This is a genomic window from Ruixingdingia sedimenti (genome assembly GCF_031432425.1).
GTDB lineage: Bacteria > Pseudomonadota > Alphaproteobacteria > Rhodobacterales > Rhodobacteraceae > Ruixingdingia > Ruixingdingia sedimenti.
On the sequence record NZ_JAVKPH010000009.1, the window covers coordinates 82,947 to 95,518 of the forward strand.

Genomic DNA, 12,572 nt, shown 5'->3' on the forward strand with positions numbered 1-12,572 from the left:
TTGTCACTCATCCGTGATGGCTGCTCATAGCCGCCTTTCCCCCGGCCATTGCACCGGGCAAAGCGGATGCGCTATAACCCGGCCAACCCATCTCCGGGGCAGGACATGCCCCCGACAGAAAGCGGAACCCTCGTGAACGATCGCCCGGAAGACACTGACAACCCTCAGGAAATCCCCGAACGCCCGGCCCATCACGGGCCCCAGGTGTCGATCGCCGAGGAAATGAAGACCGCCTATCTGGACTACGCGATGAGCGTGATCGTGTCGCGCGCGATCCCCGACCTGCGCGACGGGCTCAAGCCCGTGCACCGGCGGATCCTCTACGCGATGCACGAATCCGGCAACACGCACGACAAGTCCTACCGCAAGTCGGCGCGGCCCGTGGGCGACACGATGGGGAAATACCACCCCCACGGCGACAGCGCGATCTACAACGCGCTGGTGCGGATGGCGCAGCCCTTTTCCATGAGCCTCAAGCTGCTGGACGGTCAGGGCAACTTCGGCTCGATGGACGGCGATGCCGCGGCGGCGATGCGCTATACCGAAGTGCGGATGGACAAGCCCGCCGCCTTCCTGATGGCGGACATCGAAAAGGACACCGTCGACTTCCAGGATAACTACGACGGCAAGGACCGCGAGCCCACGGTGCTGCCGGCGCGGTTCCCGAACATGCTGGTCAACGGCGCGGGCGGGATCGCGGTGGGGATGGCGACCAACATCCCGCCCCACAACCTGGGCGAGGTCGTGGACGCCACGCTGGCGCTGATCGAGAACCCCGACCTGTCGACCGAACGGCTGATGGAATACATCCCCGCCCCCGACTTTCCGACCGGCGGCGTGATCCTCGGCCGGTCCGGCGCGCGCAAGGCCTATCTGGAGGGTCGCGGTTCCGTCATCATCCGCGCGAAAACCCGGATCGAGGAAATCCGCAAGGACCGTTTCGCCATCATCGTGGACGAGGTTCCCTATCAGGTGAACAAGGCCGCGATGATCGAGAAGATCGCCGAAATGGTGCGCGAAAAGCGGATCGAGGGCATCGCCGGGGTCGCCGACGAATCCGACCGCATCGGCGTGCGCGTGGTGATCGAACTCAAGCGCGACGCGACGCCGGATGTGGTGCTGAACCAGCTTTACCGCTTCTCGCCCATGCAGGTCAGCTTCGGCTGCAACATGCTGGCGCTGAACGGCGGCCGGCCGGAACAGCTGACGCTGCGCGATTTCCTTGCCCATTTCGTCACCTTCCGCGAAGAGGTGGTGGCCCGCCGCACCGCCTATGAACTGCGCAAGGCGCGCGAACGGGCGCATCTTCTGTGCGGTCTGGCGGTCGCGGTGTCGAACGTGGACGAGGTGGTGGCGACCATCCGGTCCTCCGCCGACCCGGCAGAGGCGCGCGAACGGCTGATGACCCGCCGCTGGCCCGCCGCCGACATCGCCGATTACATCAAGCTGATCGACGACCCGTCGCATACGATGAACGCCGACGGCACCTACAACCTGTCGGAAACCCAGGCCCGCGCCATTCTGGAACTGCGGTTGCAGCGCCTGACCCAGATGGGCGTCAAGGAAGTCACCGACGAACTGGAAGACCTCGCCGCGAAGATCAAGGATTTCCTCGCCATCCTCGGTTCGCGCGACCGGATCATGGCCATCATCTCTGCCGAACTGCGCGAGGTGAAGGACCAGTTCGCCGTTCCCCGCCGGACGGAAATCGTGGACTGGGGCGGCGACCTGGACGACGAGGACCTGATCGAGCGCGAGGACATGGTGGTCACCATCACCTCGGGCGGCTACATCAAGCGCACGCCGCTGGCCGAATTCCGGTCGCAGCGGCGCGGCGGCAAGGGCCTGTCGTCCATGGCGACGAAAGAGGACGATGTCGTCACCACTCTGTTCGTGGCCAATACCCACACCGCGCTTTTGTTCTTCACCACCGACGGCATGGCCTATCAGATGAAATGCTGGCGCCTGCCGCTGGCGGGCCGTACCGCCAAGGGCAAGGCCATCGTCAACATCCTGCCGATCGAGCCCGGCATTTCCATCGCCGCGCTGATGCCGGTGGACGTGCCGGAAACCGAATGGGACGATCTCCAGATCGTCTTTGCCACCTCGGACGGCGACGTGCGCCGCAACGCGCTGTCGGATTTCACCGGGATCAAGCGCAACGGCAAGATCGCGATGAAACTGCCCGAGGGCGTCAGCCTCGTGAACGCCCGCATCGCGGACGAGGGCGACGACGTGCTGCTGGTCACGGCGCAGGGCCGGGCGATCCGCTTTGCCACCACCGATGTGCGCGTGTTCAAGGGCCGCGATTCCACCGGCGTGCGCGGGGTGCGGCTGGCGGGCGACGACCGCGTGGTCTCGATGGCGGTGATCCGCCATTTCGACGCGACGCCAGAGGAACGCGCGGCCTATCTCAAACAGCGCCGCCTTGTCGCGGGATCGCTGGACGACGCCACCGAGGGCGACGAGGATGACGGCATCGAGGCCGGGCAGCTGTCGCCCGAACGCTATGCCGAAATGTCCGCCGCCGAAGACCTGATCCTGACCATCAGCGCCGGGGGCCTCGGCAAGATCACGTCGAGCCACGACTACCGCGTGACGGGCCGCGGCGGCCAGGGCGTGCGCGCCACCGACGCCGCGATGCGCGGCGGCCCGCTGGTCGCGGCCTTCCCGATCGAGACCGGCGACCAGGTGATGCTGGTGACAAGCTCCGGCCAGTCGATCCGCGTGCCGGTCGAGGGCATCCGCTTCCTCGGCCGCACGGGGGGCGGGGTGAAGGTGCTCGACCTCAACGGCTCGGGCGAGGAAGTCGCCTCGGTCGCCCGCATCGCCGAACAGGCCGAGGAAGACGCAGCCCCCGACACCGACGCGGGCGGCGAAACGGGCGCGGAGGGCTGAGCCCCCCGCCCCGCACGCCCCCCCGGCCCGGCGGACAGCCGGGCGTGAACCGGCGGGGCGGCCCCGCTTCTCCGGCCGCGGGCGGGGCCCCCTGTGATCGCACCGCCCCCGCCCCCATATGCAAGCGGCAGGAGGACGGCGATGGGCGAATGGGAATTCGGGCGGCTGGTCTATCTGGGGCTGCTGCTGGTGGCGGTGGGCGGCTGGCTGGTGGTGGAACACCGCGGACGGATCGGCGCGGCGTTGCGGCAGTTGCTGGCCTGGGGGCTTCTGTTCCTGGGGGTGGTCGCGGCCTATGGGCTCTGGTCCGACATCCGCACCCAGGTCGCCCCGCGCCAGTCGGTGATGGAGGCGGGCACGCAGATCGAACTGCCCCGCGCCCCGGACGGCCACTATTACCTGACCCTGCACATCGCCGGCACGCCCGTACGCTTCATGGTCGATACCGGCGCGACCGAGGTGGTGCTGTCGGACCGCGACGCGCGCCGGCTCGGGATCGACCCGGAAACGCTGGTCTTCACCGGCCGGGCACAGACGGCGAACGGCGTGATCCGCACCGCGCGGGTGCGGCTCGACGAAGTGACGCTGGACGGCTTCCCCGAGGGCCGCATCGCCGCCTCGGTGGGCGACGGCCCGCTCGGCATGTCGCTTCTGGGGATGGATTACCTGAACCGTTTCAGCCGGATCGAAATCGCGGCGGGCCGGCTGGTGCTGACGCGCTGACCCGGGGGGCAGTGCCGGGGGAAAGCGCGGCGCCGGGGCGCTGCCCCGGACCCCGGAGTATTTATGAAAAGATGAAGCTGCAAGGGCGCTTATCGAAACCGTTCACCTTTCTGTCCCCAAATATCCCGGGGGTCCGGGGGCTGGCCCCCGGCCCTGCCCGTTCCGCCGGGCCTAGCGTTCGGTCTTCTTCTCCCACCGGCCGCTTTCCTCGGACCAGTATTGCGCCTTGATCCCGGCGCCGGTCAGGGTGCGCCACTGGTCGCGCGCGGTGGCCAGCGCCGCGGGGTCGGCGGCGTCGAAGAGGATGCAGACCCGTTCCAGCGCCGCCGCCTCTGCCGCCCCCACCTCGGCGCCATCGAGCGCGATCAGGCAGGCGGCGCCGTTGGGGATGTCGGCCCGGTCGGTCAGCAGCACCGGCTGGTCGGCATCATGCGGCCCGCCCGCGATGCCATGGGGCAGGAACCCGTCCTCGGGCACCAGCCACAGCCGTTCGTCCAGCCATTCCAGCCGCGCCCGGTCGCGCCCGCGCACCGCCACGCGCCATCCCGCCCCCTGCGCCCGCCCGATCAGCTGCGGCAAAAGCGCCTCGGGGGCCGAGCGCGTCAGGTGGTAGAACATCGCGGTGCCCAAGCGCCCTAGCCCTCGTAGCGGTCGCGGATCAGCCGGTCGAGCGCGCGCACCCCCCACCCCGTCGCCCCCTTCGGCGCGAGCGGCCCGTCGGCCTTGGCCAGCGTCGTGCCCGCGATGTCGAGGTGGATCCAGGGCGTCCCGGGCTTGACGAAGCGTTGCAGGAACTGCGCCGCGGTGATGGACCCCGCTTCGCGCCCGCCCACGTTCTTCATGTCGGCGAGATCGGACTTGAGCTTGGCGTCATAGCTTTCGGCCAGCGGCATGCGCCAGGCGCCCTCGGCCTCTGCCGCCGCCGCGCGCAGGAAGGCGTTGCAGAAGGCGTCGTCGTTGGAAAACACGCCCGTGTTGTCGTTGCCGAGCGCGATGATGATCGCCCCGGTCAGCGTCGCGAGGTCGATCACGCCCGAAGGGGCGAAGCGGTCCTGCGTGTACCAGAGCACATCGGCCAGCACGAGCCGGCCCTCGGCGTCGGTGTTGATGACCTCGATCGTGTCGCCCTTCATCGACTTCACGATGTCGCCGGGGCGTTGCGCGCGCCCGTCGGGCATGTTTTCCACCAGACCCACGACGCCGACGACATTCGCCCGCGCCTTGCGCAGCGCCAGCGTCCGCATCACCCCGGCGACGACGCCCGCGCCGCCCATGTCCATCGTCATCTCTTCCATGCCCGCGGCGGGCTTGATGGAAATGCCGCCCGTGTCGAACACCACCCCCTTGCCGACCAGCGCCAGCGGCGGTTCGTCCCCGCCGCCCCGCCAGCGCATGACCACCAGCTTGGAGGGGCTTTCCGACCCCTGCCCCACGGCCAGCATCGCCTGCATGCCGAGGCGCATCATGTCTTCTTCCTCGAGGATCTCGACATCGAGGCCCAGTTCCCCCATCGCCGCCAGCCGGGCGGCGAAATCGTGGGTGGTCAGCACGTTGGCCGGTTCGCTCACCAGATCGCGGGTGAAGAACACGCCTTCGGCCAGCGCCGCCATGGGCTGCGCGGCGGCGGCGACGGATTCGGGTTCGCGCACCATCAGCGTGACGGGGCCGGGGGTCTTCGTCTCGCCGGTCTTGTGTGCGGTGAAGGCATAGGCGCGCAGCGCGATCCCGAAGGACAGATCCGCCGCCCGCACGAGCCCGTCGGCCAGCACGCAGGCCCCCGCCTCGGTCAGTTTCGCGCCGATGGCGCCGCCGGCGCGCCGCGCGGTCGCGGCATCGGCGGTGCGGTCGATCCTGACCACCTGCACCGCCTCGCAGGCAAGCCCGGCCGGAAAGGCAAGGTCCGCCGCCTCTGCCGGTTTCAGCCGCGCGAAGGCGGGCGAGCCCGCGAACCGCGCCAGCGCGCCGCGCGTCAGCCGGTTCACCGCCCGCGCGCCCATCCCCATCCTGCCGTCCGCGCCGACCAGCACCACCAGCCGTCCGGGCAGGTCGGGAAGCTGGGTCAGGTCGGGGGCCTTGAAATGGATCGCGACGGGATGGGTCATCTGTGTCTCCGCTGGAAAGGGCCGTGCGGCACCGGGCCGGCGCCGGGGCGGAGGTTAGCCGCCGCCCCGCGCGATGACCAGATGGCAGTTTTCCCGCCCGGATATTTGGTCTAGGGTCCGCGCCCGAGGGGCGGCCGGTCAGGGAGGTGCGGGGGTGTCGCGATTCGACCGATACATCCTGTCGCAGCTGCTGACGCTGTTCGGGTTCTTCGCGCTGGTGCTGGTGGCGGTCTACTGGGTGAACCGCGCCGTGTCGCTGTTCGACCGGCTGATCGGCGACGGCCAGTCGGCGCTGGTGTTCCTCGAACTGACCGCGCTGACGCTGCCCAATGTCATGCGGCTGGTGCTGCCGGTGGCGGCCTTTGCCGCGGCCGCCTATGTCACCAACCGGCTGACGACCGAATCCGAACTGGTGGTGATGCAGGCCACCGGCTTTTCCGCCTTCCGGCTGGCGCGGCCGGTGCTGGTCTACGGGCTGATCGTGGCGGGCATGATGGCGGTGCTGATGCATGTGCTGGTTCCCGCCAGCCGCACCGCGCTGAACCAGCGCCAGGCCGACATCGCCCAGGACATGACCGCGCGGTTCCTGCAAGAGGGCGTGTTCCAGTTTCCCGCCGACGGCGTGGGTTTCTACATCCGCAAGATCGACGAGACGGGCGAATTGCGCGACATCTTCCTGTCGGACGGCCGCGACGCGGGCAGCCGCGTGACCTATACCGCCCGCAGCGCCCTGCTGATGCGGACGGACTCGGGGCCGCGGCTGCTGCTGTTCGACGGCATGGCGCAGCGGCTGACGCTGGCGGACAGGCGGCTGTCGGTCACGCGCTTTGCCGATTTCAGCTATGACATCGGCGCGCTCCTGGCGCCGGGCACGCTCAGCCGGCGGGACGAGGCGTCGCTGCCCACCCGGTTGCTGCTGTCCCCCACGCCCGAGGTGCTGACGGAAACGGGCCGCCCGCGCGCCGTGCTGCTCTACGAAGGGCACAACCGCCTTGCGCAGCCCTTCCTCGCGACGGTGGCGGGGCTGATCGGCTTTGCCACGCTGCTTCTGGGGGCGTTCAGCCGGTTCGGCCTGTGGCGGCAGTTGCTGGGGGCGACGCTGCTGCTGGTGCTGTTGCAGTTCACGGCGAACGCGGCCGAAAACCTCGGGATCCGGGACGAGCGGCTGTGGCCGCTGGCCTGGGCGGCGCCGCTTCTGGGGGCGGCGGTCGTGGTGGTGCTGCTGGCGCTGGCGCAGCGCCCGCGCGGACCGCGCTGGTGGCGGGCGGGCCGCGCCGTCGCGCCGGAGGCGGCGGCATGACGCTGTGGCTTTACTTCGCGCGGCGGTTCGCGCTGACGGTGGGGGTGGTGCTGGCGGTCTTTGCCGGGATCCTGATGCTGATCGACATGGTGGAACAGATCCGCCGCTATGCGGGCAGCGACCTGAGCCTCGGCCAGGCGGCGCAGCTGGCGCTGCTGAACATGCCCGGCGCGCTCTACCGTGTGTTGCCGCTGGTGGTGATGCTGGGCTCCATCGCGCTCTTCCTCGCGCTGGCAAGGTCGAGCGAACTGGTCGTCACCCGCGCCGCCGGGCGGTCGGCGCTCGGCGCGCTGGTGTCGCCGGTGGCGGCGGCGCTGGTGCTGGGGGCGGTCGGGGTCGCGCTCATCAATCCGCTGGTCGCGGCGACGGGGCGCGCGTCGGACCAATATGCCGCCGAACTGCGCCGCGGGCCGCAAAGCGTGCTGTCGATCAGCGAAGAGGGGATGTGGCTGCGTCAGGGCAACCCCGATGGCCAGACGGTGATCCGCGCCGCCCGCGCCAGCCGCGACGGCACGCATCTGTTCGCCGTCACCTTCCTCGCCTTCGACGAGGGCGGCCTGCCCGTCACCCGGATCGAGGCCGAGGAAGCCGTGCTGGAACCCGGGCGCTGGCGGCTGGCCGGGGCCAAGGAATGGCACCTGAACGAGGACAACCCCGAGGTGTCCGCCCGCCTTTACGAGACCGCCGAACTGGCCACCAACCTGACCGTCGATTCGATCCGCGACAGTTTCGGCACCCCCGCCGCGATCCCGATCTGGGATCTGCCGGAATTCATCGCCGGGCTGGAACGCGCGGGCTTCACCTCGCAGAAACACCGGGTCTGGTTGCAGATGGAACTGGCGCTGCCGGTGCTGCTGGCGGCGATGGTGCTGGTGGCGGCGGGGTTCACCATGCGCCATGTGCGGTTCGGGCGCATGGGGGTGCTGGTGCTTCTGGCGGTGCTGTCGGGATTTGCCATTTTCTTCCTGCGCAATTTCGCGCAGATCCTGGGCGAGAACGGCCAGATCCCCCCCGCGCTTGCGGCATGGAGCCCGCCGGTGGTGGCGATCCTGTTCGCGCTGTCGCTTTTGCTGCATCTGGAGGAAGGATGACCCCCCGCCCGCGCCCCGCATTCCGAAGGGTCAAGGCGCTGCTGCTGGCCGCGGCGCTTGCCCTGCCCGTGCCGGCGCCGGCGGCAGAGGGGCCGGCGACGCTGGTCGCCGACCGGGTGGAATTGCAGCGCGGCGATCTGCTGGTGGCCACCGGCGCGGTCGAGGTGCTCTATCAGGGCAGCCGCCTGCGCGCGGCGCGCGTCAGCTATGACGGCACGGCCGGGACGCTGGCGATCGAAGGCCCGATCGTGCTGACCGAGGCCGGGGGCGGCACCATCGTGCTGGCGGATGCCGGGGAACTGTCGTCCGACCTGCGCGAGGGGCTGTTGCAAAGCGCGCGGATGGTGCTGGACCGCCAGTTGCAGATCGCCGCGGCCGAACTGCGCCGCGTCGGCGGGCGCTATACCCAGGCCAGCCGCGTCGTCGCGTCGTCCTGCCGGGTCTGCGCGGGGTCGGAAACGCCGCTGTGGGAAATCCGCGCCCGCCGCGTGATCCACGACGCCGAGGAACGCCAGATCTATTTCCAGAACGCCGAATTCCGCATCGCCGGCCTGCCGGTGGCCTGGCTGCCGCGCCTGCGCATGCCGGACCCGACGCTGGAACGGGCGACGGGCTTTCTGATGCCGGTGATGCGCAGCACCTCGGGCCTAGGCTTCGGGATCGGCACGCCCTATTTCATCCGCCTCGGCGACACGCGCGATGTCACCCTTTATCCGTTCCTGTCCACCAAGGGCGCCCGCGCCTTCGGGCTGCGCTACCGGCAGGCTTTCGCGAACGGCGAGATCGAACTGACCGGCACCACCGCGCATGACGGGCTGGTGCCAGGGCAGCGCGGCCATGCCACCGCCGCCGGGCGGTTCGATCTGGGGCGCGGCTATGTGCTGCGCTTCGATGCCGAAACCGTCAGCGACCGGGGCTATCTGGCCGACTACGGCCTGTCCGACACCGACCGGCTGGAAAGCCGCGTCTCGGTCGGGCGCATCCGGCGCGACGAATATGTCATGGCGCGGCTGGTGCATTTCCATTCCATCCGCGAGGGCGAGGCGAACAACAGCCTGCCCGCGGTGGTGGGCGACGTGGACCTGCGCCGCCGTTTCGCCCTGCCGCGGGGGATGGGCGTTCTGGGGCTGCGGTTGCAGGGCGGGGGCTATTCGGCCAGCCAGCAGGTGGCGGGCGCGGGCCTGCGCCGGCTGACCATCGAGGCCGACTGGCGCCGCGACTGGCTGTTGCCCGGCGGGTTGCTGGCCGCCGCCGAACTGCGGGCGAGCGCGGATTACTACCGCTATGGGCTCGGGTCCGGCGCATTGGGGCGCAGCGCGCGGGTGGAAACCCCGGCGGCGATGGCCGAACTGCGCTGGCCCTGGGCGCGCGGGCGCGCCGATGGCGGCGTCGAGGTGATCGAACCCGTGGCCCAACTGGTCTGGAGCCGCAGCCATATCCAGGGCACGGTGCCGAACGAGGACAGCCGCCTTCTGGAATTCGACGAGGGCAACCTGTTCGCCTTCAACCGCTTTCCCGGCGCCGAACGGCGCGAGCAGGGCACGCGGCTGAACCTCGGCCTCGGCTACAGCCGGCTGACGGGCGAGGGGCTGAGCTTCGGCGGGCTGGTGGGCCGGGTGCTGCGCGCCGACGACCGGGGCCAGTTCACCCGCGCCTCGGGCCTTGGCGGCGCGCGGTCGGACTGGCTGGTGTCGATGTTCGTCAGCACCCCCGGGGGGCTGGCGGTGCAGGGGCGGGTGGCCTTCGACGACCAGGTGGAACTGTCGCGCAGCGAATTGCGCCTGCGGCTGGAACGGTCGCGCTATGGTCTGGCCACGGCCTGGGTCTGGGCGGCGGCGGATGCGGCCGAAGACCGGCTGCGCGAAACCTCGGAATGGGTGGTGGACGGGCGCTGGCAGATGTCCTCGACCTGGGCGGCGCGGGTGTCGGGGCGCTACGATCTGGCCGCCGACCGCGCGACGGAGGCCGGTCTGGGGCTGGAATTCGCCAACGAATGCCTGCGGGTCGATCTTTCTCTCTCGCGTCGCTTCACGTCCTCGACTAGTGTACGGGCGTCCACCGATTTCGGCCTTTCGGTCGATCTCGTGGGGTTCGGCGCGGGCAGTGCGGCCGGACCCGCAGGCCGGGCGTGCCGGGGATGACCCGCCGCAGGCACCGCGGGCCCGCCCGGGCCCCGTGGTCAGACAAAGCCCCCCGGGGCACAGACGGAATGCGAGCAGAACGACAAGATGCGCCTTAACATCCTTTCCGCCGCCCTGTTGGGCCTGGGCCTTCTGGGCACCACCCTGCCCGCCCCCGTCCGCGCCAACCCCTTCGCGCCGCGGCTTCTGGTGGGCGAAAGCGTCATCACCCGGTTCGAATTCGACCAGCGCCGCCGGTTCCTGGAACTTCTGGGTGCGCAGGGCGATCTGGACGAGATGGCGGAAACCGCGCTGATCGAGGACCGGCTGCGCATGCTGGACGCCAGCCGCGTGGACCTGAAACCCTCGCCCGAGGCGATCCGCGCGGGGATGGAGGAATTCGCCGGCCGCGCCGGGCTGACGGCAGAGGAATTCGTGGCCGCGCTGGAAGAAAACGGCGTCGCGGCGCAGACCTTCCGCGATTTCGTCGCCGCCGGGGTGATCTGGCGCGAGATCGTGCGCGGCCGGTTTTCCGGCAGCGTGGGGTCCGTCAGCGAGGCGGAGATCGACCGCGCGCTGTCGGTCGATGCGCAGAAGGGCCCCCTGATGCGGGCCGAGATCGCCGAAATCGTCCTGCCCTCGACGCGCACGAAACTGGCGCAGGAACTGGCCGATACGGTGCGGGGCGAGGCCGCCTTCGCCGCCGCCGCGCGCGAACATTCGATTGCCGACAGCGCCGAAAAGGGCGGGCTGGTGGGCTGGGTGCCCGCGGGCAACCTGCCGCAGGCGGTGGTGGCGCAGCTGTCGGGCCTCGGCGTCGGCGCGGTGTCGCAGCCGGTCCGGGTGGCCGAGGGCATCGCCGTCTACCAGTTGCGCGGGCTGGAACAGCACGACGCCGTGACCCCGGGCCTGACCGAGGTCGATTACGCCATGTTCCTGATCCCCGGCGCGCGCACGCCCGAGGCGCTGGCCGAGGGGCTGCGCATCCGCGCGCAGGTGGATGCCTGCGACGACTTCTATGCCGTCGCCAGGGGCCTGCCGCCGGAACGGCTGATCCGCGAAAAGGTGGCCAGACCCGCCCTGCCCGCCGATGTGGCGGCGGAACTGGCGAAACTCGACCCCGGCGAATCCTCGCTGGCGCTGGTGCGGGGGGGGTATACGGTGCTGCTGATGCTGTGTTCGCAGCGCGTGGCCAGCGCCATCCCCGCCGACCGCGACGCGGTGCGCGAGCGGATCATGAACGAACGCCTGTCGGCGATGGCAGAGATCTATCTCGCAAAGCTGCGCGCCAACACCCATATCCGCCGGCCCTGAGCCCATGGCCGGCCCCCGCCCGCTTCCCGTCGCGCTCAGCTGCGGCGAACCCGCCGGCATCGGTGCGGAAATCGCGCTGAAGGCCCGCGCGGTACTGGGGGCGGCGCTGCCCTTCGTCTGGATCGGCGATCCCCGGCACCTGCCCGGGGATGCGCGCTGGCAGGCGGTCGATACGCCCGCCGCGGCGGCCGAGGTGCCGGGCGATCTGCTGCCCGTCCTGCCCCTGCGCTTTGCGGGCCCCGCGATCCCGGGCGAGCCGCGCCCTGAAAATGCGGCGGGCGTGATCGCCGCCATCGCCCGGGCGGTGGATCTGGTACAGGCGGGGGCGGCCGGGGCGGTCTGCACCCTGCCGATCCACAAGAAGGCGCTGAAGGACGGCGCGGGTTTCGCCTTTCCGGGCCATACCGAATACCTCGCGCATCTGGCGGGGGTGGACCGCGTGGTGATGATGCTGGCCTGCGAGGGGCTGCGCGTGGTGCCCGCGACGATCCATATCCCGCTGGCCGAGGTGCCGCGCGCCCTGACCGCCGAGGGGCTGGAGGCCACGATCCGCATCACCCATGCCGCGCTGATCCGCGATTTCGGCCTGCCCGCGCCGCGGCTTGCCGTCGCCGGGCTCAACCCCCATGCGGGCGAGGGCGGCGCGATGGGGGGCGAGGAGATCGCGCTGATCGCGCCCCTGCTGGACCGGCTGCGGGCCGGGGGGATGGCGATCGCCGGGCCGCTGCCGGCCGACACGATGTTTCATCCGGCGGCGCGGGCGCGCTATGATGCGGCGATCTGCATGTATCACGATCAGGCGCTGATCCCGATCAAGACCATCGACTTCGCCGGCGGGGTGAACGTGACGCTCGGCCTGCCCTTCGTGCGCACCTCGCCCGACCACGGCACGGCCTTCGACATTGCGGGCAAGGGGGTGGCGGATCCGTCGTCGCTGATCGCGGCGCTGCGGATGGCGGCGGGGATGGCGGGGCGGCATGGGTGAGGATTGGGTTTGTGGCTGCTGTCGGCGCCGGGGGGCTGT

General features: G+C 70.5%; 9 protein-coding genes. 7 read left to right on the top strand and 2 right to left on the bottom strand.

From position 1 onward, the window contains the following. Positions 1–132: 132 nt before the first annotated feature. Both gyrA and RGD00_RS10140 read left to right on the top strand, forming a co-directional pair. Complete coding sequence (gene gyrA / locus RGD00_RS10135) at positions 133–2,898, top strand: DNA gyrase subunit A (RefSeq protein ID WP_310457207.1); 2,766 nt, start codon at positions 133–135, stop codon at positions 2,896–2,898. 141 nt (positions 2,899–3,039) lie between these two features. After that, a complete protein-coding gene (locus RGD00_RS10140; protein WP_310457208.1) occupies positions 3,040–3,621 on the top strand; it encodes a retropepsin-like aspartic protease family protein in 582 nt (193 codons plus the stop codon). Positions 3,622–3,792: 171 nt separating this feature from the next. On the opposite strand, the gene RGD00_RS10145 is transcribed toward RGD00_RS10140, so the two are convergent. Continuing rightward, complete coding sequence (locus RGD00_RS10145; protein WP_310457209.1) at positions 3,793–4,251, bottom strand: DNA polymerase III subunit chi; 459 nt, start codon at positions 4,249–4,251, stop codon at positions 3,793–3,795. Positions 4,252–4,256: 5 nt separating this feature from the next. Further along, complete coding sequence (locus tag RGD00_RS10150) at positions 4,257–5,723, bottom strand: leucyl aminopeptidase (RefSeq protein WP_310457210.1); 1,467 nt, start codon at positions 5,721–5,723, stop codon at positions 4,257–4,259. A 154-nt stretch (positions 5,724–5,877) separates the two neighbouring features. Here RGD00_RS10150 and lptF point away from each other — a divergent pair, with 154 nt between their 5' ends. The 5 genes from lptF to pdxA all read left to right on the top strand — a co-directional run bounded on the left by lptF (position 5,878) and on the right by pdxA (position 12,533). After that, positions 5,878–7,023 carry an LPS export ABC transporter permease LptF gene (gene lptF / locus RGD00_RS10155; protein WP_310457211.1) on the top strand — a complete coding sequence of 382 codons (1,146 nt, stop codon included), beginning with the start codon at positions 5,878–5,880 and terminating at the stop codon, positions 7,021–7,023. Beyond that, positions 7,020–8,114, top strand: a complete 1,095-nt coding sequence (gene lptG / locus RGD00_RS10160) for an LPS export ABC transporter permease LptG (protein ID WP_310457212.1) — start codon at positions 7,020–7,022, stop codon at positions 8,112–8,114. The genes lptF and lptG overlap by 4 nt, the downstream gene beginning before the upstream one ends. Continuing rightward, complete coding sequence (locus RGD00_RS10165; protein WP_310457213.1) at positions 8,111–10,255, top strand: LPS-assembly protein LptD; 2,145 nt, start codon at positions 8,111–8,113, stop codon at positions 10,253–10,255. Before lptG ends, RGD00_RS10165 begins: the two co-directional genes overlap by 4 nt. An 87-nt stretch (positions 10,256–10,342) precedes the next feature. Then, complete coding sequence (locus tag RGD00_RS10170; protein ID WP_310457214.1) at positions 10,343–11,548, top strand: peptidylprolyl isomerase; 1,206 nt, start codon at positions 10,343–10,345, stop codon at positions 11,546–11,548. 4 nt (positions 11,549–11,552) lie between these two features. Then, positions 11,553–12,533, top strand: a complete 981-nt coding sequence (gene pdxA / locus RGD00_RS10175; RefSeq protein WP_310457215.1) for a 4-hydroxythreonine-4-phosphate dehydrogenase PdxA — start codon at positions 11,553–11,555, stop codon at positions 12,531–12,533. The last annotated feature ends 39 nt before the right edge of the window (positions 12,534–12,572 follow it).

Bases quoted from the DNA above. Each gene is read 5' to 3' on its own strand.
- RGD00_RS10140 (WP_310457208.1), top strand. From the start codon at position 3,040: ATGGGCGAATGGGAATTCGGGCGGCTGGTCTATCTGGGGCTGCTGCTG.
- RGD00_RS10150 (WP_310457210.1), bottom strand. From the start codon at position 5,723: ATGACCCATCCCGTCGCGATCCATTTCAAGGCCCCCGACCTGACCCAG.
- lptG (WP_310457212.1), top strand. From the start codon at position 7,020: ATGACGCTGTGGCTTTACTTCGCGCGGCGGTTCGCGCTGACGGTGGGG.
- RGD00_RS10165 (WP_310457213.1), top strand. From the start codon at position 8,111: ATGACCCCCCGCCCGCGCCCCGCATTCCGAAGGGTCAAGGCGCTGCTG.
- RGD00_RS10170 (WP_310457214.1), top strand. From the start codon at position 10,343: ATGCGCCTTAACATCCTTTCCGCCGCCCTGTTGGGCCTGGGCCTTCTG.
- pdxA (WP_310457215.1), top strand. From the start codon at position 11,553: ATGGCCGGCCCCCGCCCGCTTCCCGTCGCGCTCAGCTGCGGCGAACCC.